The 23130-nt window shown below is 75.1% G+C and carries 19 protein-coding genes and 1 pseudogene; 12 read left to right on the top strand and 8 right to left on the bottom strand.

Annotated elements, in window-relative coordinates:
- Both ACFU7Z_RS12755 and ACFU7Z_RS12750 read right to left on the bottom strand, forming a co-directional pair.
- Nucleotides 1–343 (bottom strand): annotated as a pseudogene (locus ACFU7Z_RS12755) (transposase); the annotation flags it as partial.
- Nucleotides 344–410: 67 nt separating this feature from the next.
- Nucleotides 411–590, bottom strand: coding sequence for a hypothetical protein (locus tag ACFU7Z_RS12750; protein ID WP_147409168.1), 180 nt, complete (start codon nucleotides 588–590; stop codon nucleotides 411–413).
- A gap of 216 nt (nucleotides 591–806) precedes the next feature.
- On the opposite strand from ACFU7Z_RS12750, the gene ACFU7Z_RS12745 reads away from it, so the two are divergent.
- Nucleotides 807–2006: a pentapeptide repeat-containing protein gene (locus ACFU7Z_RS12745; protein ID WP_380739206.1), complete on the top strand. Its 1200-nt coding sequence runs from the start codon at nucleotides 807–809 to the stop codon at nucleotides 2004–2006.
- A 60-nt stretch (nucleotides 2007–2066) separates the two neighbouring features.
- On the opposite strand, the gene ACFU7Z_RS12740 is transcribed toward ACFU7Z_RS12745, so the two are convergent.
- Nucleotides 2067–2771 carry an alpha/beta fold hydrolase gene (locus ACFU7Z_RS12740; protein ID WP_380777520.1) on the bottom strand — a complete coding sequence of 235 codons (705 nt, stop codon included), beginning with the start codon at nucleotides 2769–2771 and terminating at the stop codon, nucleotides 2067–2069.
- Between the two features lie 165 nt (nucleotides 2772–2936).
- Entirely contained in the window at nucleotides 2937–4322 is a 1386-nt protein-coding gene (locus tag ACFU7Z_RS12735) for an aspartate aminotransferase family protein (protein ID WP_380777519.1), read from the bottom strand.
- Between the two features lie 118 nt (nucleotides 4323–4440).
- Here ACFU7Z_RS12735 and ACFU7Z_RS12730 point away from each other — a divergent pair, with 118 nt between their 5' ends.
- The 3 genes from ACFU7Z_RS12730 (at nucleotide 4441) to ACFU7Z_RS12720 (ending at nucleotide 7761) form a co-directional block, all read left to right on the top strand.
- Entirely contained in the window at nucleotides 4441–5190 is a 750-nt protein-coding gene (locus ACFU7Z_RS12730) for an SDR family oxidoreductase (RefSeq protein WP_380739212.1), read from the top strand.
- Between the two features lie 304 nt (nucleotides 5191–5494).
- Nucleotides 5495–6022, top strand: coding sequence for a hypothetical protein (locus ACFU7Z_RS12725; RefSeq protein WP_380739214.1), 528 nt, complete (start codon nucleotides 5495–5497; stop codon nucleotides 6020–6022).
- 188 nt (nucleotides 6023–6210) lie between these two features.
- Nucleotides 6211–7761 (top strand): AMP-binding protein, encoded by a 1551-nt coding sequence (locus tag ACFU7Z_RS12720; RefSeq protein ID WP_380777518.1) that lies wholly within the window; start codon nucleotides 6211–6213, stop codon nucleotides 7759–7761.
- 230 nt (nucleotides 7762–7991) lie between these two features.
- Here ACFU7Z_RS12720 and ACFU7Z_RS12715 read toward each other — a convergent pair whose 3' ends face one another.
- Nucleotides 7992–8843: a helix-turn-helix domain-containing protein gene (locus ACFU7Z_RS12715; protein ID WP_380739218.1), complete on the bottom strand. Its 852-nt coding sequence runs from the start codon at nucleotides 8841–8843 to the stop codon at nucleotides 7992–7994.
- 162 nt (nucleotides 8844–9005) lie between these two features.
- On the opposite strand from ACFU7Z_RS12715, the gene ACFU7Z_RS12710 reads away from it, so the two are divergent.
- Nucleotides 9006–10211: an MFS transporter gene (locus tag ACFU7Z_RS12710; RefSeq protein WP_380777517.1), complete on the top strand. Its 1206-nt coding sequence runs from the start codon at nucleotides 9006–9008 to the stop codon at nucleotides 10209–10211.
- Nucleotides 10212–10240: 29 nt separating this feature from the next.
- On the opposite strand, the gene ACFU7Z_RS12705 is transcribed toward ACFU7Z_RS12710, so the two are convergent.
- A complete protein-coding gene (locus tag ACFU7Z_RS12705) occupies nucleotides 10241–11203 on the bottom strand; it encodes a GlxA family transcriptional regulator (RefSeq protein ID WP_380777516.1) in 963 nt (320 codons plus the stop codon).
- Between the two features lie 72 nt (nucleotides 11204–11275).
- On the opposite strand from ACFU7Z_RS12705, the gene ACFU7Z_RS12700 reads away from it, so the two are divergent.
- A complete protein-coding gene (locus ACFU7Z_RS12700; RefSeq protein ID WP_049649408.1) occupies nucleotides 11276–11869 on the top strand; it encodes a cysteine hydrolase family protein in 594 nt (197 codons plus the stop codon).
- Nucleotides 11870–12095: 226 nt separating this feature from the next.
- Here the strand turns inward: ACFU7Z_RS12700 and ACFU7Z_RS12695 are convergent, their stop codons facing one another.
- Entirely contained in the window at nucleotides 12096–12878 is a 783-nt protein-coding gene (locus ACFU7Z_RS12695) for an SDR family oxidoreductase (protein ID WP_375873176.1), read from the bottom strand.
- A 103-nt stretch (nucleotides 12879–12981) separates the two neighbouring features.
- Here ACFU7Z_RS12695 and ACFU7Z_RS12690 point away from each other — a divergent pair, with 103 nt between their 5' ends.
- Complete coding sequence (locus ACFU7Z_RS12690; RefSeq protein WP_380777515.1) at nucleotides 12982–13914, top strand: sigma-70 family RNA polymerase sigma factor; 933 nt, start codon at nucleotides 12982–12984, stop codon at nucleotides 13912–13914.
- A gap of 107 nt (nucleotides 13915–14021) precedes the next feature.
- Here the strand turns inward: ACFU7Z_RS12690 and ACFU7Z_RS12685 are convergent, their stop codons facing one another.
- The gene (locus ACFU7Z_RS12685; protein WP_049649370.1) at nucleotides 14022–14597 is read right to left on the bottom strand and encodes a nucleosidase; all 576 of its coding nucleotides are present in this window, start codon (nucleotides 14595–14597) and stop codon (nucleotides 14022–14024) included.
- 370 nt (nucleotides 14598–14967) lie between these two features.
- On the opposite strand from ACFU7Z_RS12685, the gene ACFU7Z_RS12680 reads away from it, so the two are divergent.
- The 5 genes from ACFU7Z_RS12680 to ACFU7Z_RS12660 form a co-directional block, all read left to right on the top strand.
- The gene (locus tag ACFU7Z_RS12680) at nucleotides 14968–16509 is read left to right on the top strand and encodes a hypothetical protein (RefSeq protein WP_380777514.1); all 1542 of its coding nucleotides are present in this window, start codon (nucleotides 14968–14970) and stop codon (nucleotides 16507–16509) included.
- A gap of 112 nt (nucleotides 16510–16621) precedes the next feature.
- The gene (locus ACFU7Z_RS12675) at nucleotides 16622–17527 is read left to right on the top strand and encodes a glutamate ABC transporter substrate-binding protein (RefSeq protein WP_181970695.1); all 906 of its coding nucleotides are present in this window, start codon (nucleotides 16622–16624) and stop codon (nucleotides 17525–17527) included.
- A 302-nt stretch (nucleotides 17528–17829) separates the two neighbouring features.
- A complete protein-coding gene (locus tag ACFU7Z_RS12670) occupies nucleotides 17830–19191 on the top strand; it encodes a hypothetical protein (protein WP_234348701.1) in 1362 nt (453 codons plus the stop codon).
- Nucleotides 19192–19196: 5 nt separating this feature from the next.
- Nucleotides 19197–21773 (top strand): tetratricopeptide repeat protein, encoded by a 2577-nt coding sequence (locus tag ACFU7Z_RS12665; protein ID WP_380777513.1) that lies wholly within the window; start codon nucleotides 19197–19199, stop codon nucleotides 21771–21773.
- A 3-nt stretch (nucleotides 21774–21776) separates the two neighbouring features.
- On the top strand, nucleotides 21777–23130 hold a 1354-nt coding region (locus ACFU7Z_RS12660), incomplete at its 3' end, for a protein phosphatase 2C domain-containing protein (RefSeq protein WP_380777512.1).

The raw sequence follows: 23130 nt of genomic DNA, 5'->3' as shown, positions 1-23130 counted from the left end.
CATCCCGGCGGCGTCGTGGTGGGCCCGGACGGTCGTGGAGTCGACGCTGACCAACGACAGGTCCGCCTTCCCCTCGCGGGCGGCCGCGGCGATCAAGCCTTCGAGCAGAGCAAGCCCGGAACACGCCGGCGCCCCGCCAGACCCCGAACCGGCCGAAGACCGTGGACCAAGGGCCGAACTCCTCGGGCATCTCCCGCCACTGGGCACTGGAGCGGAACCGCCAGATCACACCCTCGAACTGGTCACGAAGCCGCTCGGGGTAGGGCCCGAACCTGCCGACCGGCCGATAGGGCTCGATCAAACTCCGCTGCTCGTCGGCGAGTTGCCTGCGCGTCGAATCCAACAGTCCTACCGGGTTCTGCCCCAGAGCGGGGCAGAACCCGAAGATTGATCACAACATCACACAGGCCCTAGCCCCGCTGGGCGACCAGCCAGGCGAGCAGGCCGGTCACGGTGGCGCCGCCCGCCGCCGTGGCCATGCCCCGGACGAAGTACAGGGCGACGGTGCGCCGGACGACCCGCCACCGACGGCGCCGTCCGGCCACCTCGCCACTCCGTCCCGCCCCACCGGGCCGACCGTGCTCGAACATCGCGCTCCTCCTCATCCCTCGGGACGGCCGCCTCTCACGGCCTGGATCAACCCTGGCGGCGGACGGGTACGGCACCGCGCCCGGTCGATGAGACCGGATGAAACCGGAGGCCTGCCGCCAGGAACCCGCGTTCAACTGACAGAACCGCCCCGCCACTTCATGATGGACCGACAGTTACGGACGAAATCTGACAGTCCATCGAGGGGTAGCGCAGCCTTGGCGGGAATCGTCGTTCCGACCAGTGAGAAGCTCCCGCCCGGGCCACGCAGGGACCTGGTCGAAGCGCTGCACGGGCTGTACCGGGGCGCGGGCAAACCCAGCCTCCGCGAGATCTCCCTCGGCATCAAGCAGCGGGACGAGCTGCCGACGACAGTGAGCCACGACACCGCGAGCCAACTGCTGCACGGCGTGGCCGTACCCGCCTGGGCGCGGGTGGAGTCCATGGTCCGGTACCTGGCCGGCACCGCCGTCGGGCGGCAGAAGCCGGACCCGGAAGACGAGGTCGAACGCTTCCACCGGCTCTGGCTGGCCGCCGACGACGCGGAACGGGACGTGCCGGCGCCACCCCCCAAGGCGGGCACCACGGATGCGGCGCTACGGGAGGAGCTCCGGTCCACCGACCCGGAGCGCCGCATCGCCGCCCTCTACCGCCTGGAACGGCTCGCCTGGCGCACCCCGCCGCAGGACCAGGAGGCCACCGAGCCGTCCTGGCCGTCGATGCTGGGCGACTTCCTCCGGGAGGCCCGCCCACTCGGGGGTTCCACCAGCCCGGAGCCGGATCCGGCCGAGGACGTCCAGGTGGCGGTGCTGATCCTGGGCCGTCTGCCCGAGCGGTATTCCGGCGGCCACTTCAACCTTTCGCGGCTCGATCTCCGGAACCTGGTCTGGGACGGGGCCCGGTTGTGGCGGGCCAACCTGAGTTCGAGCCTGTTGTCGGGCAGTTCCCTGGAGTACGCGCAGCTGGGAGACGCCCGACTCGTGGAGGCGACCCTCACCGGTGTCGACCTGGACTCCGCCGATCTCACCTCGGCCGACCTCACCCGGTGCGATCTCTCCGGCACGACCATGGTGGACACCAGGATCCCGGACGCGAACCTGTCCGGCGCCGTCCTCACGGGAACGGAGCTGGTGGGCGCCTCGGCCCCCCAGGCCAGGCTGCGGGGATGCAAAGCCTCGGGCGCCGACTTCCGCCACGCCGACCTGAGCGAGACCAGCTTCAAGTGGGCCGTCCTGACGAACTGCCACTTCGACCACGCCAAGCTCGCCAGCGCGGACCTCACCGGCGCGGTGCTGAGCGGCTGTTCCTTCGCCGGCGCCGACCTCTCCCGCGCGCGCTTCACCAAGCGCGGCCTCACCGAGGCCCAACTGACGCCGGCCCAGCTGCAGTCCATCAAGGTCGTACAGAACCCCGACTGACCGAACGCCCCCGACCGACGGCGTTCACGCGCCGCCGACCTTCCGCGCGGTGCGGGCCGGCTACAGCGCCGCCAGGTAGGCCTCCAGGCGCTCGGCCAGCTCTTCCGGGTGGCCGAGCATCGGGAGGTGGTCGCCCGGCATCTCGTCCGGCCGGAGGCCGAGCCGGTCCTGGACGAGCCGGCGCAGGAAGGCGGGCGGGAAGAAGCGGTCGCCGGTGGCCAGCAGGAACCTGGTCGGCACCTGCGGCCAGGCCTCCAGCGGCCACGGTGTCCCGAACGGCGTGGCCGACTGGCGTCGCCCGTGCTCCGTGAGGAGTTCCTCGGCCAGGGCGGGCGGGGTGTCGTGCAGGAAGAGGGCGCGCTCGTCCTCCTCCGCGCCCTCCGCCACACCCCTGGCGCGGTCGGATTCGCGGCGGGCCTCCGGGTAGCCGGTGTTCTCCCACCACGCGCCCGGCGTCTCCCCCGGCGCCGGCACCTGGGCCTGGAGCATGACCAGCAGGTCCACCGGCAGCCGGGCGCACACCAGCGGGCCGGTGAAGCCGCCGAAGGAGTGCGCGACGACCACGAGCGGGCCGACCCGGCCGGAAGCCGACGACGACACCGCCGCCACCACCGCGTCCGCGTACTCGGCCAGCCCGGCCGTGTCGTCCTCGCACGGCAGGTCCGGCGCGACCACCTCGTGGCCCCGCCCCCGCAGCTCGGCTGCCAGCGGCTCCCAGCACCAGGAATCGGCAGCCGCGCCGTGGATCAGCACGAACCTCGCCATGGAACAGTCCCCCTCGTACGCCGGTCAACTCCGGTATCCCGGAACTCCCTTGCCGCGCGCGAGCGTACGACCCGCCTCCGACAGTCACCGGTGGACCCGCCCGCCTCCGCCCGGCCGCGCGCGGGAAGTCGGACCCGCCGACTTCCCGCGCACAACAGCGCCGGCTCACAGAGTGCGGAACGCGCCCTCCACGGCCTCGCAGGTCTCGTCCAGGTCGTCCTCCGTCACGGCGGCCGAGACGAACCAGCAGGCCATCCCGTACGCGTTGACGTGGATCCCCCGGCGGAGCAGCTCGTGGCGGAACGCGTGGTGGCGGGCCTGGTCGCTGCGGAGCAGGTCCCGGTAGTGCCGGGTCGGCTCGCCGTCGGCGGTGAACACCACCTGGAACATCGCCCCCACCCCCTGGACCGCGCAGGGGACGCCCCGGTCCCGGGCGGCCCGCCGGACGGCCTCCATGATCCGTCGGCCGCTCTCCTCGATGTGCTTCACGGTGTCCGGCCGGTTCAGCCTGCGCAGCGTCACCAGCGAGGCCGTCGCGGACAGCGGCGAGGCGTTGTACGTGCCGCCGTGCTTCACCCGTCCCTCGGCCACCGGCTCCATCACATCGCGCCGCCCCGCGAAGGCCGCGATCGGCAGGCCCCCGCCGAGCGCCTTGGCGTAGACGGCGAGGTCCGGCACGACCCCGAACAGCGCCTGGGCGCCGCCGGGGCCGGTGCGGAAGCCGGTGCAGACCTCGTCGAAGACCAGCACGATGCCGCGCGCCGTGCACTCCTCCCGCAGCAGCGCCAGGTATCCCGGCGCGGGCATGGTGCAGGCGTTGTTGGCGACGATCGGTTCGCAGACGACGGCGGCGAGTTCGCCCCGGTGGGCGTCCAGGACCGCGCGCAGCGCCCCCGGGTCGTTCCACGGGCAGACCACGACGTCGCCGACGACACCGGCCGGGATGCCGGCCGAGTGGGGCACGGAGCGCGGCGCGCCGTACGGCCCCGCCTCGGCGGGGTCGGGCCGGTTGGAGACGGCCAGGGTGTCCGACCAACCGTGGTAGTGGCCCTCGAACTTGAGCACCTTGGACCGCCCGGTGTACCCGCGGGCGGCCCGCACCGCCCCCTGCACCGCCTCGCTGCCCGAGTTGGCGAACCGGACCAGTTCCGCGCAGGGCACCATCTCCCGGATCAGTTCGGCGAGTTCGACCTCCACCGTGTTGCAGGTGCCGAACATCGTGCCGGCGCCCAGGACGGCACCGAGCGCCTCGGCGAGCTGCCGGTCGGCGTGGCCCAGCACCGCACTCCCGTAGCCGGCGAGGTAGTCCACGTACGTGTTGCCGTCGACGTCCCGGACCCGCGCGCCCGAACCGCCCACCAGGTAGAGCGGGTAGGGGTCGGGGCCGGTCGAGGTCAGCCGGGCGGAGGAGCTGACGCCGCCCGCCAGCGACTCCTTGGCCCGCTCGAACCACTGCCGGCTGCCGTCGGTCCGGCCCGGTACCGGGCCGGGGACATTCACGTGCGCCGGGCTGCGGCCGTTCGACTGCGCCGCCGGGTTACGGCCATTCATGTGCGACTCCTGTTTGGTCGAGGGTTGTCCGGGCACGCTCGGGGTGCCCTTCGTCGGGACGGGTTCCTGCCGGACGGCATCGCGAGCAGAGCAGAGCGGAGCAGAGGGGACGTGGGGCATGGCGGAGCGGACGGCGGTCGTCACCGGGGCGGGGCGCGGCATCGGGCGGGCGAGCGCGCTGGGCCTGCTGGCGGACGGCTGGACGGTGGTCCTGGTCGGCCGCCGCAAGGAGCCGCTCGCGGAGACGGCCGGGCTCGCCGCCCCCGCCGACCGCGACCGCGCCGTCCCCTTCCCCGCCGACATCACCGACCCGGTGGCCGTGGACGGCCTGTTCGAGTTCGTCGAGGAACGGTTCGGACGGCTGGACCTCCTGTTCAACAACGCCGCCGACGTCATGCCGTACACCCCGACCGAGGACGTGGCCGTCGAGGACTGGCACCGCGTGATGGACTCCATCGCCACCGGCACCTTCCTCTGCTCGCGCGCAGCCTTCCGGATCATGAAGCGTCAGACCCCGCGCGGCGGACGGATCATCAACAACGGCGCGCCTTCCGCACAGACGCCCCGCCCGGACTCCGCCGCCTTCACCGCCGCCAAGCACGCGGTGGCCGGGCTGACCCGCTCGCTGTCCCTGGACGGCCGCCGCCACGACATCTCCTGCGGCCAGATCGACATCGGGAACGTGACCCCGCCCGACCACCCCCAGCCGGCCGTCCTCCAGGCCGACGGCTCACGGCGGGTCGAACCGACCATGGACATGCGGCACGTGGTCGACATGGTGCGGACCATGGCCGGGCTGCCGCTCGGGGTGAACATCCAGTCCGTCCTGGTCATGCCCAGCGCCATGCCGTACGTGGGCCGCGGCTAGCGCCGATCTCTCGGATCGCGCCGGGCGCCGCGCCGCCCCCGCACGGAACGTCGCGGCACCGCCCTGACCCATGTCCCGTCCCCCGTCCGGTTGCCACTGCCTTTCGACGGGCGTCGACCGCGGTTCACCGGGCCGTTGCCCGGATGTCCCCGCGACGCCACCGAAGCCGACGCCCCGAAGCTTCTGTCCCACCCCGGCCCGAAGCAATCCGCCGACGCGGCGAACGGCCGAAAAGTCGTCTCCCCCTCCCGCGGTGCCCCTCGCGGCGCGATCATCGTGCCGACGCCCGGTCACCACCAGCCCGTTGGGGGAGCCCTTGTTCCGCGACACCCGCCCGCACGGCATCCGCATACCGACGCACCGCGAGACCGCCGAGGAGTGGGGCGAGCAGATCGCCGTGCTCCGCGACGCCCCGCGCGGGTGGCGCTTCCTGCTGGGGCGGCTGTCCTCCGACGGCTACCTCTGCCACCTCGACCTCAACTACCACCTGGACGGCGAACTCGTGGCCGTCGTCCAGACCTCGCGCCCCGTCCCGTCCGGCCACCGGGTGGGCTCCCTCACCACCCCGCAGTCCCAACTCTCCACCTTCCTGGCGAATTCGGACCGCCTCGACCCCCGCATCCACCTCGCCCCGCCGGACGGCCCGCCCACCCCCGGCGAGGTCCGGCTCCACGGCGTCCCCGTCCCCGTCGAGGTCCACCGCAGCCACGGCTGCCGCAGCGCCCTGATCTCCCGGCTCCCCTCCCAGCCCGGCTACGCGATCGTCACCGCCGCGACCGAGCACTGGGACACCGCCACCGACCTCGCCCTCCGGCCCCCGGCGGCGTTCTGACCACGCGGGCCCCGCAACGGGCGTGCGCCGGAACGGGTGTGCGCCCCGAAACAGGCGCGCGCCCGCGATCATTCCCCTGTCCGGGTGACGGACGATCACATTCGGCCCTCCTCGGCAGTTCCCGGACCAGGGGCGGAGGTTGGGGTTAGCCTGTGGACATGGTTGCAAACTACAAGGAAGAAGTAGCCATGCCCGACGCGGAGTTCGTCAGCGGTCCCGCTCTGATCCTCCAGTCCCTCGCCTCCGATCCCGACCGGCAGGCCGTCGTCACCACCGACGGCGCCGAGATCACCGCCGGCGACTTCGCCGCCGCCGGCTACCGCCTCGCCCACGAGCTGATCGCCCGGGGCGCCGCCCGCGGCACCACCGTGACCCTGCTGACCGGCAACACCCCCGAGGCCCTGAGCGCCCGGTACGCGGCGGGCCTCGCGGGGGCCCGGGTGGTGAACCTGTACGACGGCATGAGCACCCCGGTCCTGGCCGAGATCACGGCGAGCGTCGACACCACCGTGCTGCTCGTGGACGCCGAACGGTACGCCGAGGCAGCCGAGTTGCTCCCGCTGATCGACGTGCCGACCGTCCTCACCCTCGGCCCCGGGCCCGGCGGCGACCCCGCCGCCCTCGGCGAGGACGTCATCGCCGCCTCCGCCCACCGCCCCGCCGAACCCCCGGACGTCCGGGTCGGGCCGGAGGACGACCTCAGCATCCGCCACACCGGCGGCACCACCGGCATCCCCAAGGGCATCCTCAGCCTGCACGGACCGTACCGCCGCATCTTCGACGCCCCGATCGGCAGCGACCCCGCCGCCGGCGCGCCCCGCCTCCTCGCCGCCACCCCGCTCGCCCACCTGGCCGGCATCTTCGCCGACCTGACCCTCCAGCACGGCGGCACGGTGGTCCTCCAGCGCTCCTTCGAGCCCGGCGCGGTCCTGGCCGCCATCGAGCGCGAGCACATCACCGACCTCTGGGTGCTGCCGCCGCTGCTCCACCAGCTGCTCGACCACCCGGCGATCGGCCGCACCGACCTGTCCAGCCTGCGGTACCTCTCCTACGGGGGCAGCGCCGCCTCGCCGACCCGGATCCGCGAGGCGCTCAAGGTCTTCGGGCCGGTCCTGGTGGGCCTCTACGGGATGTCGGAGGCCCAGCTGATCTCCTTCCTCACCCCGCAGGAGCACGACCGGATCGGCCCCGGCGGCCAGGTCCCGGTCGGCCGGCCCGTCCCGGGCGTCGAGGTGGCGATCCGCTCCGACGACGGCACCGACCTGCCGACCGGCGAACAGGGCGGGATCCACCTGCGCTCCGACGCCGTCATGGCCGGGTACTGGAAGCGGCCCGACCTCACCGCCGCGGTGCTCCGGGACGGCTGGCTGAACACCGGGGACGTCGGCTACTTCGACGAGGACGGCTACCTCTACCTCTCCGACCGGGTCAAGGACCTGATCATCGTGGTCGGCGGCCACGTCTACCCCTCCGAGGTGGAGGACCTCCTGCTCACCCACCCGGCGGTCGCCCGCTGCGCCGTCTTCGGCGTCCGCGACGACCAGGAGGCGGAGCACGTCCACGTCGCCGTCGTCCCCGCCCCGGGGCAGCGGCCCGACCTGGACACCCTCCGCGCGTTCGTCACCGATCGCAAGGGGCGGATCTTCGCCCCCGAGGTGCTGCACCTCGTGGACGAGATCCCGCTGACGCCCGTCGGCAAGCCGGACAAGAAGCGGCTGCGCGCGGCCGCCACGGCCTGAAGGCCCGCACCCGCCGGACCGCACCCGCCGGACCGCGCCGTGCGCGGCCGCCGGGTGGCGGCCGTGGCGGCGGCCGCACACCGAACCGGCACCGGTCCCCACGGGAATCCCCACCCGGCTTCACCCCAAGGTGGGGTTTGGCTCAACACGCCACGGGCCCCGTGCCGAGAAGCCAACGGGGTGGCGGCGCTGAGGGCCGCCACCCCGTCGGCTTCCCCCCCGCTCCCCCGCTACGGCTGCCGCGACCGCGCCAGCGCGTCGAGCGCCGCCGCGGCGGCCGGGTCCGGGCCGGGGGTGTAGACCTCCAACCGGTGGTCCGGCCGGTCGGGTTGGAGCCACACCTGGTACGTCACCTCCAGCGGCCCGACCGCCGGATGGTCCAGCGTCCTGCTGCCGAAGGTGCACTCCCGCACGTTCCCGCCCGCCCACCAGGCGGCGAACTCCGGGCTCTTCATGCTGAGTTCGCCGATCAGCCGGGCCAGCTCGCGGTCCTCCCCGTACCGCCCGGCGACCAGCCGCAGGTAGCCGACGTGGGTCCGGGCGTAGTGCTCCCAGTCCCGTTCGAGCGCGCGGGTGCGCGGGTCCAGGAACAGCAGCCGGCTCATCGACGGCCGGGTGGCCGGATCATCCGGCGCCCCGTACGGGAGGTGTCCGGCGAGCAGCGCGTGGCCGAGGCGGTTCCAGGCGAGCACGTCGTTGCGGCGGCCGAGCAGCAGGGCGGGCACGTGGTCCAGCGAGGCGAGGAGGTGCGCCGAGCGCGGGTCCGGCTGCTCGGCCGGAGGGCGGCTCCGTACGGCCCGGGGCGGGCGGCGGGCGAGGTCGCCCAGGTGGGTGCGCTGGGTGGCGTCCAGGCGCAGGACGCGGGCGATCGCGTCGAGCACCTGGTCCGAGGCGTTGGTGCTGCGCCCCTGCTCCAGCCGGGTGTAGTAGGCGACGCTGATGCCCGCCAGCCCGGCCAGCTCCTCCCGGCGCAGCCCGGCCACCCTCCGGTGCTCGGCCGGCACGCGCAGGTCCAGCTCGGCCGGGGTGACGGCGGCGCGGCACAGGCGCAGGAACTCGCCCAGCTCGCTGTTGGCTCCCATGCCCACCGAGGCTACGGCGGAAGGTTTCCGCAGGCCAGCGCCGCGGGTGACCCTCCGAGGAGTAGGAACGACAGGTGGCTGGCCGGGGGCGCGCGGGGCGCCGGAGCATGGCCCCGTCCGGCCGCGCCCCGGCCCCGCCCCAGCCAAGGACCCTCCACCGCCATGCCCTCCGCCCTGCTCGCGCTCGCCCTCAGCGCCTTCGCCATCGGCACCACCGAGTTCGTCACGAACGGCCTGCTGACCGCCCTCGCCACCGACTTCGACGTCACCGTCGCCCGCGCCGGGCTGGTCACCACCGCCTACGCCGTCGGCCAGGCCTGCGGTCCTGCGCTCGCCCTGCTCACCCTGCGGATGCCCCGCCGGCGCCTGCTCGTCCTGCTGATGCTGCTGTTCACGGCGGGCAACCTCGCCTCGGCGCTCGCGCCGACCTTCGGCCTGCTCCTGGCCACCCGCTTCCTCACCGGGTGCACCCACACCGCCTTCTTCGGCGTCGCCTCCGTCGTGGCCTCCCGGCTCGTCCCGACGGCCCGGCGGGGAGCCGCGATCGCCCTGGTGTTCACCGGGCTGAGCCTGGCCAACGTGCTCGGCCTGCCGATCGGCACCCTGGCCGGGCAGGCCTGGGGCTGGCGCGGGGCGTTCGTGCTGGTCGCCGTGTTCGGCGCGGCGGGACTGCTCGGCCTGCTGCGGCTCCTCCCCCGTACGGACACCGCCCCCGCCGACGCCCCCGCCTCCGCCGCGCCCTCGCTCCGCGCCGAACTGGCCGTCTTCGCAGGCCTCCGCCTCTGGCTGGCCCTCGCCGCGACGGCCGTCGGCTTCGGCGGGCTGTTCGCCTCCTTCACCTTCGTCCAGCCGATGCTGACCGCGGTCACCGGCTTCGGGACGGGCGACGTGGTCTGGCTGCTGGCCGTCTACGGCGCCGGGCTGGTCGCGGGCAACTGGCTGGCCGGCCGGGCCGCCGACCGCGCCCTCGTCCCGACGACGGCGGCCCTGTTCGCGGCCCTCGCCCTCACCCTCGCCCTCTTCACCGCCACCGTCCACCACAAGGGCGCCGCCGTGGCCACCCTCTTCCTGCTCGGCTTCTGCGGCTTCGGCCTGCTCACCCCGACCCAGGCCTACGTCCTGCGGGTCGCGGGCCGCGACTCCGCCCTGGTCGGCACCGCCAACACCGCCGCCTTCGGCGTGGGCATCACCCTCGGCTCCCTGCTCGGCGCCGCCGTCATCGAGCACGGCGGCCCCCACCCCGACACCGCCCTCCCCCTCACCAACCTCGCCGGCGCCGCCATGACGGCCCTCGGCCTGCTGGTCTTCGCCCTCTCCGCCGCAACGGGCCCCCGCCGCCCCGCCACCGCTCCATCAACTCCCGGATGACGTCCACCGGTTCAGCCGGTCCGAACCGCTCAGCCCTCCTCGCGGCCGCGGAAGGCCCGACGGTACTCGCGGGGGGCGACGCCGACCCGGTCCACGAAGACCGGCCGCAGGGAGACCGCGGAGGCGAAGCCGCAGTGGGTGGCGACGGTGTCGACGGGCAGGTCGGTCTCCTCCAGGAGGCGCTGGGCGGTGAGGACGCGCTGGTCGAGGAGCCAGCGCATCGGGGTGGTGCCGGTGGTGGCGGTGAAGCGGCGGGCGAAGGTGCGTTCGGACATCAGGGCGGCGGCGGCCATCCGGCGCACCGTCCAGGGGGTGTCGAGGGAGGCCAGGACCTCGGCGCGGAGGCGGGCCAGCGGGTCGTCGCCGACGGCGGCGCCCGGGACCGGGGAGGGCAGGAACTGGTTCTGGCCGCCCGCCCGGAAGGGCGCGGTGACCATGGCGCGGGCGATGGTGGCGGCGGCCCGCTGGCCGTGGGCGGTGCGGACGAGGTGCAGGCAGAGGTCGATGCCCGCCGCGACGCCGGCCGAGGTCCACAGGCCGTCGCCGCCGGTGAAGAGCACCTCCGGCCGGACCGTCACCGCCGGGAAGCGGCGGGCGAGTTCGGGGGCGAGCGCCCAGTGGGTGGTGGCCTCGCGGCCGTCCAGCAGGCCGGCCTCGGCGAGGACGAAGGCGCCCGCGCAGAGCGAGGCGATCGGGACGCCGGCCGCGGCGACGGCCCGCAGGGCGCCCAGGACCTCCGGGGTATGCCGGGCCCCCGGGTCCTCGACGCCCGGCACCACCACCAGGTCGCAGTCGGTGAGCGCGCCCAGGGCGTGGTCGGGGAGCCGCTCCAGCCCGCCGCCCAGCCGCACCCGGGCGCCCTCCGGCCCGCAGACCCGCAGGTCGAAGAGGGGCTGGCCGGGCCGGATGGCCCGGTTCGCCCACACCTCGCCGATCACGGCGTAGTCGAAGGCCCGGACACCGTCGAAGATCAGGCAACCCACCGTACGCATGGCAGGAATCTATCGATGGTCGGCATCTCCGCCCATCACGCCTCCCCGGTAGCGCCGACCACCATGGACGGCATGACGAACCTCGACGCCTTCGACGCCCCCCTCGCCCTCGACCCCGACGCCGTCCTGCTGCTCATCGACGTCCAGAAGGGCTTCGAGGCCCCCGCCTTCGGCCCCCGCGACAACCCGCAGGCCGAGCAGCGGATGGCCGAGCTGATCACCGCCTGGCAGGACACCGACCGCCCGATCGTCACCGTGCAGCACGACGGCCCGGGCACGCCGCTGGCCGGGGGCACCCCGGGGCACGACCTGAAGGACTTCGTCGCCGGGCTCACCCCGGCGCTGCACGTCACCAAGACCGTCAACAGCGCCTTCTACGGCACCCCCGACCTGCACGCCTGGCTGCAGGAGCGCGGCGCCCGGCAGGTGGTGGTCACCGGGATCATCACCAACGTGTGCTGCGAGACCACCGCCCGGATGGCCGGCAACCTCGGCTACGACGCGATCTTCCCCACCGACGCCATGCACTCCTTCGACATGGCCGGCCCGGACGGCACCACCATCCCGGCCGCCGACCTCGCCCGCGCCACGGCCGCCACCCTGCACGCGATGCGCTTCGCCAAGGTGGTGACCACCGAGGACGTCACCGGAGCCGCCCGGGCCTGAACAGCGGCTCGTAGGCATTGCCCTCCTCGGCGTCGAGCAGCACGTACGACGCCCCGGGGCCCAGCGCGAGCTCCCGCAGCCGCGCCAGGGCCCCGAAGGCCGGGGGACGTCGGGCCCGAGCACGGCGGCCGGGGGGCCGCTGAGCCCGAGCGCGGCGGCGGAGTCGGCGCGGACGGCGTCGAGGAGGGGCACGGCGGCCACCCCACGGACCACGACGGGGCAGCCGTCAGGCCGCCAGCCGCTCCGCCAGGTACTCCTCCCAGGTCCGCCGCCCGTGGTCGGCGCCCGCCGGGGCCAGGTTCTCCCCCGCCCGGTACGCCCGCCCGACCTTGCCCGGCACCCGGAGCGGCAGCCGCCGGCGGCTGCGGCCTCGCGCCGCGAGGTAGCCGCGGGTCAGCTCCTCCATCGCGTACACCGTCGGACCGGCCAGGTCGGGCACCGCCCCGGCCGGCTCGCCCAGCGCCAACTCCACCAGCCGGGCGGCGACTTCCCGCACGTCCACGGGCTGCCAGCGGACCCCGCCGGGGGCCGGGACGAGCGGCAGCCGGGCCGTCTTCTCCGCCACCGTGAACGCCAGGTCGTGGAACTGCGCGGCCCGCAGGACCGTGTACGGCAGGCCCGATTCGGCCACCGCCCGCTCGGCGGCGTGCTTGGCCCGGAAGTAGCCGAGCGGCAACCGGTCCGCGCCGATCACCGAGATGTACACCAGGTGCCGCACCCCGGCCCGCCGGGCGGCGGCGACCAGCAGCCGGGTGGCGACGTCGTCGCCCTTGGGGCCGCCCGCCAGGTGCAGCACGGTGTCCACGCCCGCCAGCGCCCCGTCCAGCCGGGCGGCCGCCGTCGCCGGGTCGCCGAGCAGGTCGCCGCGCACGTACGCGACGCCGTCGGCGTCCGGGCGCTCCCGCCGGCTGAGCACCCGCACCGGCAGCCCGGCCGCGCGCAGCAGCGGGACCACCTGCCGGCCCAGGGTCCCGGTACCTCCGGTGACCAGCACCGTGTTCTTCGTCATGACCGTCTCCGATTCGTCCCGGGAGGGGAGTTGATCTCCCCGCCGCGGCCGTTGTTGGGTGACTCCTGCTGCCCTGACCCCCGGCGACGAAGGAATGTGACACGTGGACGAGAAGGTGGACGGGGAATCCTCCCGGACCGCGCTCTTCGAGGAGCACCGCCCGCACCTGCGCGCGGTCGCGTACCGGATGCTCGGCTCGATCAGCGAGGCCGAGGACGCCCTCCAGGAGGCCTGGCTCCGCTACGACCGCACCGACACCGCCGGGGTGGACAACCTCGGCGGCTGGCTGACCACGGTGGTCTCCCGGGTCTGCCTGAACCTGCTGCGCACCCGCGCCCAGCGCCGCGAGGAGCCGCTGGAGCCCGCCGGGCCGGGCGGCGAGCCGGGCCCGCCGCGCATCCCGGACCCGCTGCTGCGGCGCGAGGGCGTGGTGGACCCGGAGCAGGAGGTGATGCTCGCGGACTCGGTCGGGCTGGCGCTGATGGTGGTGATGGAGTCGCTGTCACCGGCCGAGCGGGTCGCCTTCGTGCTGCACGACCTGTTCGCGGTGCCGTTCGAGGAGATCGCCCCACTGATCGAGAAGACCGCCGCCGCCACCCGCCGGCTGGCCAGCCGGGCCCGCCGCAAGGTGCAGGGGCAGGCGCCCGCGCCCGACCCGGACCTCGGCCGGCAGCGGGCGGCCGTGGACGCGTTCTTCGCCGCCGCCCGCCACGGCGACCTGGACGCGCTGCTCGCCGTGCTCGACCCGGACGTGGTGCTGCGCTCGGACGGCGGCGCGCTGCTGGCCCGGCACACCGTGGTGCTCTCGGGCGCCGGCACGGTGGCCGGCCAGGCCGTCCTGTGGGGCACGCTGTCGCCGTTCGCCCGCCCGGCGCTGGTCAACGGCACCGCGGGCGCGGTGGTCATCGGCGACAACGGCCGGCCGCTGTCGGTCATGGCGTTCACCGTGGTGGACGGCGCGATCGTCGCGATCGACGTGCTCACCGACCCGGAGCGGCTGGCGGGCCTGGACCTCACCGACTTCCGGAACGGCTGACCCGGGAGGCGGGGCGGGGAGGGCGGCCGCGCCCTCCCCGGTCAAGCCCGGTCGGCCCTGCGTTCCCCCCGGTCACCGCGCCACCCTGACCAGCCCCTGAGGCGACGTCACCAGCCCTGCGCGACCACCCAGTCGGCCAGCTTCCGGGCGCAGTCGTCCACCGCCTCCTTCCAGCTGTGCTCCGCACCGTCCCCGGCCTGGTCGCTGACGTGCTTGACCAGCCGCACCGGCAGCCCGGCGCGGTGGGCGACGGTGGCGACGGCGTAGCCCTCCATGTCCACCAGGTCGGCGTGCTCGGCGAGCCGGTCGCGGGCGTCCGTGTCGGAGACGAAGAGGTCGCCGGTGGCCAGCACCGGGCCGTCGCCCTTGCCGATCACCAGCGGGGCCCCGTACTCACGCCCGGTGAGCGCGTGCAGGGCGGCGGTGTCGAGGTCGTGCTGGATCACCTGGACCACGTGGTGGGTGCCCTCCCAGCCGGGGCGCAGCGCGCCGGCCGTACCGAGGTTGATCACCTCGGACGGCTTCTCGCCCTGCGCGAGGACGGTGGCCAGCGCGACGGCGGCGTTGACCTTCCCTATCCCGGTGAGCAGCACGGGCAGGCGGTCGTCCAGGTGGGCGGCCTCCTCGCGCACGGCGACGACGAGCAGCGGACGGTCGGGCGAGATCGTTCCAAGCAGGCGCATACCTCCATCGTACGGAGCGAGGGGTCGCCGCACCCGGGAAAGCCCGCCCGCAACCGGACCCCCGCGCTCCGTCCGGCCGGGGGAACCGCGTAGGGTGCGGCCCGCGTCGGACGGTTCGCCACCTCTCGGGACGACCGGCAGGAGACGACCGGCGGGAGCGGCACGAACCGTACGGGCCGTACGGGACCGTACGGGCCGCACCGACGGCGCCGACGGCACCGGCCACGCCGGTGCTGCGGGCCGTCCGGGGGACGTGCACGACATGCTCAAGATCGGCGCAAGTCAGGTGTGGTCGGGGGGAGTCACGGCCATACTGCTGCCATCGGTCGGGCCCCGGGGACGGGCCCGGCCCCAGGGGAGGATGAGGCGGGTGGCAACACCAGTAGGCAACGGCGCGTCCGGCGCCGCGTTCCCGGCACGGCCGAACCAGCTGCCGGGGGCGCCGGGCGCCGCGGTGGCGACGGCCGTGCCGGTGGCGGCGGCCGCACCGGGGGCACCGGCCGTCCCCGGATCGGCCCCGCTCGCGAAGTCCGGCGGGGCGCCCCCGGCGGCCAGACCCGGTGGGGCGCCCGAGAAGCGCCCTCCGGCGGCCGTCGCCACCGGCGTGCGCGCCCGGCTCGCACAGGCCACCCGCACGCCCCCAGGGCGGCTGCGACTGGCCGGCGTGGTGCTCGCGGTGCTCACCGTCGCCTTCGGCGGGCTCACCGCCTGGCAGCTGGAGACCAGGGCGCAGGCCGCCGACCGGGTGGTCTCGTACAGCCAGCCGCTCAGCCGGGACGCCGCCGAGATCCACCGGAGCCTGGCCGACGCCGCCACCACCGCGGCGAGCGGCTTCCTGCTGGCCGGCGCCGAGCCCGACGCCGTCCGCACCCGCTACGAGCAGGACATCGCCACCGCCGCCAAGCTGATCGCCCAGGCCGCCGCCCGGACCACCGCGACCTCGCCCGCCCAGGGCTCGCTCTCCCGGCTGAACCAGCAACTCCCCGCCTACGCCGGCCTGGTGGAGACCGCGCGGGCCGACAACCGGCAGGGCATCCCGCTCGGCGGCGCCTACCTGCGGTACGCCTCCGAGCAGATGCAGACCGTGCTGCTGCCGGCCGCCGCCGAACTGGCCGCGGCCGAGAACCAGGAGCTGGCCGACGACTACGCCGAGGCCAAGGCGGTGCCGTGGGCGGCGTACGGCCTGGCGCTGGTCACCCTGGCCGCGCTGGCCTGGGTGCAGCTCACGCTGTTCCGCCGCACCAACCGGGTGTTCAACATCGGGCTGCTGGGCGCCACCGCCGCCGTCCTGGCCGGCGGGCTGTGGCTGGCCGTCACCGGTCTGACCACCAGCGCGGCGCTCAAGCGGAGCGTCCACGAGGGCGCGGCCCCGCTGAAGGCGCTCAACACCGCCCGGGCGGACGTGCTGACCGCCCGGCTGGCGGAGAACCTCCACTTCGTCGCCCGCGGCTCGACCACCAAGTACGCCGACCAGTGGACGAAGGCCGTCGGAGACCTCGCCGGAACCACCGACGTCCCGGCGGACCGGTCCGCCGGCTCGCTGCCGGAGGCCCTCCGCCTGGCCCCCTCGGCCGCCCAGCCGAGCGTCCGGGAGGCCGCCAAGCAGTTCGACGAGTGGCGCAAACGGCACGACGAGGCCCGGAAGCGGGAGGTGTTCGAGGCCGACTACCAGGGCGCACTGGAGGCCACCGTGACGGCCAAGGGCGACGCGGCCACCGCCGACGCCTCCTTCAACGCCACCGACAAGGCGCTCGCCCAGGCCGCCGACATCGAGCAGGACCGCTTCAAGCAGGCCGCCGAGGGCACCGGCGGGGACCTGCGCACCGCCGCCGTCGCCGCCGCGCTGCTCGGCCTGGTGGCCGCGGCCGCCGCGCTGCGCGGCCTGGGCCGGCGACTGGCCGAGTACCGGTAACGGGCAAGGGGGAGAGCGACCGATGCGCACCAGGGGTTTCAGGAGCTTCAGAGGTTCCAGTGGTTCCGGCCGTTCCGGCGGTTCCGGGAGGAGGACCAGGCCCGCCGTCGCGGTGGCCCTGCTGGCGGCCGGCGCGGCCGTGCTCGCCGGGGGCGGCCCGGTCGGCGCCGCGCCGGCGGCCGTGCACCGGACGAAGCAGGACCAGCAGGAGCAGCAGGAGCAGGCCGACGGCTGCGACGTCACGAAGAGCGTGCCGCCGAGCACCGACGACGGCCCGGCCGTGAAGGCCATCAAGGCCAGGCGCAGCCTGGTGATCGGCGTGGACCAGAACAGCTACCGCTGGGGCGCCCGCAACCCGAACACCGGCCAGATCGAGGGCTTCGACATCGACCTCGCCCGGGCGATCGGCGCGGCCGTCATGGGCGACCCGGAGAAGGTGGTGCTCAAGCCGGTGGCCACGGCCGACCGGATCGACGCCATCAAGAAGGGCCGGGTCGACCTGATCGTCCGCACCATGACGATCAACTGCAAGCGGATGGAGGACGTCGCCTTCTCCAAGCCGTACTTCAACATCACCCAGCGCGTCCTGGTGCCGACGGCCTCGCCGGCGAAGAACATCGACGACGCCGTCAAGGACCAGCGGGTCTGCGCCGCCGCCGGCTCCACCGCGCTGACCGTGGTCACGGAGAAGAAGACCGCCCGGCAGGTCGTCACGGTGGAGAACCAGCTGGACTGCCTGGTCCTGATGCAGCTCGGCAAGGTCGACGCGACCATGACCGACAACGGCCTGGCGGCCGGTCAGGCCGCGCAGGACCAGACCGTGCGGATCGTGGACGGCGAGGCCCAGCCGGAGGTGGTCGGCGTCGCCATGCTGAAGGACAGCACCGACCTGACCGCCCGCGTCAACCAGGTCCTGGCCGACTACTACGCGCGCGGCGACTGGGCCCGTTCGTACGAGCACTGGCTCAAGCCGTACATGCTCAACGAGGCCGACCGCTACTGGCCGGGCACCCGCTGAGCCGGCGTCGGGGCCGCCCCGGGGTCCACCCCGGGCCGGTCCGGGGGCGACGCGGGGGACGGCGCGGAGGAGGTAGCGCGCGGGCCGTCAGCGGGGCGTTGACGGTGCCTTGACGCCCCGCGCCCGCTCCGCCCGAACGGCCACCGGCTAGGGTTCGGGACGATCACCACGGGGAGACCGGTGGTGGACACGGGGGTTGTCGTGGGACCGCACGTCCGGTACGTCCAGCACGTCAGGTACGTCAGGTACGTCAGGTACGTCAGGCACGTCGGGATCGCACGCGAGGAAGGAAGGACACCGCGGTGGCGGCATCGGCTGGCCCGGTACTGAACCGGGAGGAGGTCGACCGCGCGCTCGCCCGCCTCGGCGCGGAGCGGGACGCGGTCGAGTCGGCGCTGCTCGCCCTCCAGGACCACTCGGGCCTGCGGCTGCTGGACGGCGCCGAGCTGTCCGGACGCACCCTGGAGCGCTGGTCCGTCGCCGGCAAGGGCCTGCCCCTGCTCTGGGCGCTGTTCGACCGCTACTCCGAGGCGCTGGCCTCGGCGCGCGCCGTCCGGGCCCGCAAGGCCAAGCCCGGCGCACCCGAACTGGCCGAGCTGAGCGAACTGCTGACCGGAGACGCGGTGACCGTCCCCGGCGGGGTGGTGCCGGACGGCCCGCAGGTGCTCGGCGCGCCGGCCAGGCTGGTCGAGCGGATCAGCCTGGACGCGCTGATGGTGCGGATGAACTCCTGGTACGCCACCGTGCTGGAGGTGGTCAGCGCCGCCGACGCGGTCTGGTCGGCGCTGCCCGCCCGGATCGACCTGCTGCTGGCCGAGCTCCAGCGGGTGCGCACCCTCGCCGCCTCGCTCGGCGTGCGCACCGGGAGCCACCCGCTGGGCGACGACCTGGCCGGGATCGAGCAGGACCTCACCGGGCTGCGCGCCGAGGTCCACGGGGACCCGCTGGCGCTGTGGCGCCCGGCCCGGGTGCCCGCCCAGCGCGGCACCGTCCCGGAGGGCTCGGCCTTCGCCGGCCCGGCCGGGGTGGTCGACACCGAGCGGTTCGACCGGGCCGGGCGGGCGCTGGACGGCGTCCGGCTGGAGCTGGAGGACCTGCTGCGGCTGCGCGACGAGGCCGAGGAGCGCCTCCAGGGCGTCGGCGACCTCCTCCAGCGGGCCGACGCCACCCTGGCCGAGGCCCGCCGGGCGCGCGGCGAGGTGCTGGCGAAGATAGCGTCCAGCGACGTCCCGGCGGTGCCCGGACCGGCCTCGGCGCTGCGCGAACGGATCGTCGCGGCCCTGGACCTGCGCCAGGCCGGGCAGTGGGGCCGGCTGGCGCCGCTGCTGGACACGCTGGAGGACGCCGCCGCCAAGGAGCTGGGCCGGGCCCGGCAGTCGCTCACCGAGGTGACCCAGCCGCTGGCCGTCCGGGCCGAGCTGCGCGGCCGGCTGGACGCCTACAAGGCGATGGCGGCCCGGCTGCGGGTCTCCGAGGACCCGGAAGTGATCGAACGGTACGAGAAGGCGCGCTGGCTGCTGTGGAGCGCGCCCTGCGACCTGCGGGCGGCGGCCGCCGCGGTGGCCCGGTTCCAGCAGTCGCTGCGCCCGGCCCAGACCGAGGCCGGGCAGGCACAGGAGGCGGCCGGCCAGGAGCCGGCCGACGGACAGGTCCAGGGGGGCTGAGGGTGATGGGCGGGACGTGCGAACGGCCGGAGTGCTCCGGCAGCGGCAGGATCGACGCCGACGGCTACTGCGACGAGTGCGGGCTCGCCCCGGCGGGCGGGACCACCGCGACGACCGGAGCGGCGGCGGAGGCACCGGGCGCGGGGGCGACGGGGACAGCGGGGGCACCGGCGGCGGGGGCACCGACGGCCGCCGGCCCCGGCGCGCCCTGCCCGCGCGACTGCTCCGGCACCATCGACCCGGACGGCTACTGCGACGAGTGCGGCCTGACCCCGCCCGGTGGCGACACCGGCGTCACCCAGCCCCACGTCCCCTCCGCCCGGGTCTCCCCCGGCCCCGGCCGGAACGGCTCCGGCCGCGGCGGCTCCGGCCACGACGGCTCGGCCCGCTCGCTGTCGGTCCGCACCGGCTCGGCCCGCTCGATGTCCGGCCGCTCCCGCTCGCACCGCTCGACCCGCACCGGCAGCAGCCGCTCCCTCTCGGTCCGCTCCACCCGGGGCGGCTCCACCGCCGGCACCCGCAACCGGCTGGGCGCCGGCCTGGTCACCGTGCCGACCGTCGAGGCGGCCGACCCGTCCCAGGCGGTGCTGGCCGACCCCGAGGTGCCCGAGCGCAAGCGGTTCTGCTCCAAGTGCGAGACCCCGGTGGGCCGGGAGAAGAACGGCCGCCCCGGCCGCCCGGACGGCTTCTGCACCAAGTGCGGCACGCCGTACTCGTTCACGCCCAAGCTGCGCCGCGGCGACCTGGTCGGCGGGCAGTACGAGGTGGTGGGCTGCCTGGCGCACGGCGGGCTCGGCTGGATCTACCTGGCGGTGGACCGACGGGTCCACGACAAGTGGGTGGTGCTCAAGGGCCTGCTGGACACCGGGGACGAGGACGCGCTCGCGGCGGCCGTCGCCGAGCGGCGCTTCCTGGCCGAGGTGGACCACCCGAACATCGTCCGGATCATCAACTTCGCCGAGCACCCGGACCTGCGCACCGGCTCCACCGACGGCTACATCGTGATGGAGTACGTCGGCGGGAAGTCGCTCAAGGACATCGCCAACGAGCGCCGCACCGCGGACGGCCGGCGCGAACCGCTGCCCGTCGAGCAGGGGATCGCGTACGCGCTGGAGGCGCTGCCGGCCCTGGGCTACCTGCACGGCCGGGGCCTGGTGTACTGCGACTTCAAGATCGACAACGTGATCCAGAGCGGCGACACGCTCAAGGTCATAGACATGGGCGCGGTCCGCCGCTTCGACGACGACGGCCCGATCTACGGCACCATCGGCTACCAGGCCCCGGAGATCGCCACCGACGGCCCCTCCATCGCCTCCGACCTGTACACCGTGGCCCGCACCCTCGCGGTGCTCACCTTCGACTTCCAGGGCTACAGCGGCACCTACCGCGACTCGCTGCCCGGCCCGGAACAGGTCGAGGTCTTCGCCAGGTACGAGTCGTACTACCGCTTCCTGGTCCGCGCCACCGACCCGGACCCGGCCCGCCGCTTCGCCTCCGCCGAGGAGATGGCCGACCAGCTCACCGGCGTGCTGCGGGAGGTCCTGGCCCTCCAGGACGACCGGCCCCGACCCGCGCCCTCCACCCTGTTCGGCCCCGAACTGCGCGTCGTGGACACCGAGTTGGTCCTGCCCACCGAACAGGCCGGGCAGCTCCGGGTGGCCCCCCTGGACCCGGCCGCCGCCGCCCTCGCACTGCCCGTCCCCCGGGTCGACCCCGGCGACCCGAACGCGGGCTTCCTCGCCGTCCTGGTCACCCCCGACCCCGAGGAGACGCTCGCCGCACTGGCCGCCGCGCCCGCCGTCTCGGTCGAGAGCCGGCTGCGCGAACTGCGCGCCCTGCTCGAACTCGGCCGCCACGACGACGCCGTGAACCGCCTCACCGAGCTGGAGCGGGACCAGCCGGACGACTGGCGGGTGGTCTGGTACCGCGGGCTGACCGCCCTCGTCGACGGCTCCTCCACCGCCCTGCGGGCCGCCGCGGAGGCCTTCGACGCGGTCTACGACGCCTTCCCCGGCGAGGCCGCCCCCAAGCTGGCCCTCGCCATCTGCGCCGAGCTGCTCGGCGACGGCGGCGACGCGGCCGAGTTCTACCGGCTGGTGTGGGCCACCGACCACGCCTACCTGAGCGCCGCCTTCGGGCTGGCCCGGGTCCGGCTGGCCGAGGAGGACCGGACCGCCGCGGTCCGCGTCCTGGAGACCGTCCCGGCCACCTCCAGCCACTACACCGCCGCCCGGATCGCCGCCGTCCGGGCCCGGCTGCGCGAGCGCCGGACCACCGACGACCTGGCCGCCGACCTCGGCGCGAGCTCCGCCCAGCTGACCGCGCTGCGGCTGGACGCCCGCCGCCGCGAGGAGCTCGCCGTCGAGGTGCTCGACACGGCCCTCGGCTGGGTCGGCGCCGAGGAGGCGGCCGGCCGGCGCACCACCGACCTGGTGGTACTGGGACGTCCCGCACAGGAGCGGGAACTGCGCTTCGCCCTGGAACAGTCCTACCGGGTACTCGCCCGGTTGGCCGACCGGGCGGAGACCAGGATCGAGATGGTGGAACGGGCCAACCGTGCCCGTCCCAGGACGTGGGTGTAGCAGATGCCGCAGCAGACCGAGTGCCCGAGCTGTTCGGAGCCGATGGACCAGGAGGACGCCTACTGCGGCTCCTGCGGGACCGGCCGGGACGGCCGGGCGGCCCCCGGCTCGATGCCCACGAGCTGGGCCGCCGCCCGCGGCGAGGCCGTACCGTCGCCGCGCGGGCAGGTCTGCGTGCACTGCGGGCAGCCGCAGGTCGCCCCGGACGGCTACTGCGAGGGCTGCGGCAGCGCCCAGCCGCGCCCGCGCGACCACATGGAGAAGGCGCTCGGGGGCGTCGCCGGGGTCAGCGACCGCGGCGTGCGCCACCACCGCAACGAGGACTCCTTCACCGTCGCCGCGACCTCGCTGCCCGGCGGCGAACCGGTCGTGGTCGCCGTGGTGTGCGACGGCGTCTCCTCCTCCGACCGCCCGGACGAGGCCTCGGAGACCGCCGTGGACGCCGCCTCCGAGTCGCTGCTGACCGCCCTGGAAGCCGGCCGGGACCCGAACTCGGCGATGCGCCAGGCCGTCGCCGACGCCGCCGACGCGGTCGCCGGCCTCGCCACCGACGGCGCCGGCCCCACCCGGCCCGACCTCAACGCGCCCGCCTGCACCTTCGTCAGCGCGATAGCCGCGGGCGGCCGGGTCACCATCGGGTGGGTCGGCGACACCCGGGCGTACTGGATCCCGGACGACCGCGCCGCCGCCGAGCCGTTCCGGCTCACCCAGGACGACTCCTGGGCGGCCCGGATGGTCGAGGCCGGGCTGATGAGCGAGGCCGAGGCCTACGCCGACCCCCGCGCGCACGCGATCACCGGCTGGCTCGGCGCCGACGCCGAGGAGGTCGTGCCGCACACCCTCGACTTCACCCCGCACGTCCCCGGGGTGGTGCTGATCTGCACCGACGGGCTGTGGAACTACGCCGAGGCGGCCACCGACCTGGCGTACTACGTGCGCCCGGACGCCCGCACCGAACCGCTCGCCACGGCGCAGACCCTGGTGAAGTTCGCGGTCGCGGCCGGCGGCCACGACAACATCACCGTCGCCGTGCTGCCGATCGACCCGCCGGCCGCCGCCCTCGAGGCGGCCGAGGAGACCCCCACCGCGTTCGACCTGCCGGTGATCGCTCCGCGCGCGGCCGTCCGGCCGGCCCCGGAGGAGGACGAGGACTACGAGCCGACCCTGCCGGACCTCCCGGTGATCGGCTCCGCCGCCGCCCCGCTGCCCCCGGCCCCGCCCGTACCCCCGGTCCCCCCGGCGCCGTCCGTCCCGCCGACCACGCGCCGCCCCCGCCCGGACCCGACCCGGAGCCGCAGCCCGCCTAAGGACCCCGCCGTAAGCGCGGATGCGCAGGCTGCCCGATGCGCCCGCCCCA

It is taken from the genome of Kitasatospora sp. NPDC057518, from assembly GCF_042802075.1.
Lineage (GTDB): Bacteria > Actinomycetota > Actinomycetes > Streptomycetales > Streptomycetaceae > Kitasatospora.
Note: the sequence above shows the minus strand (reverse complement) of the source record. Positions and strands in the feature narration are given on the sequence as shown.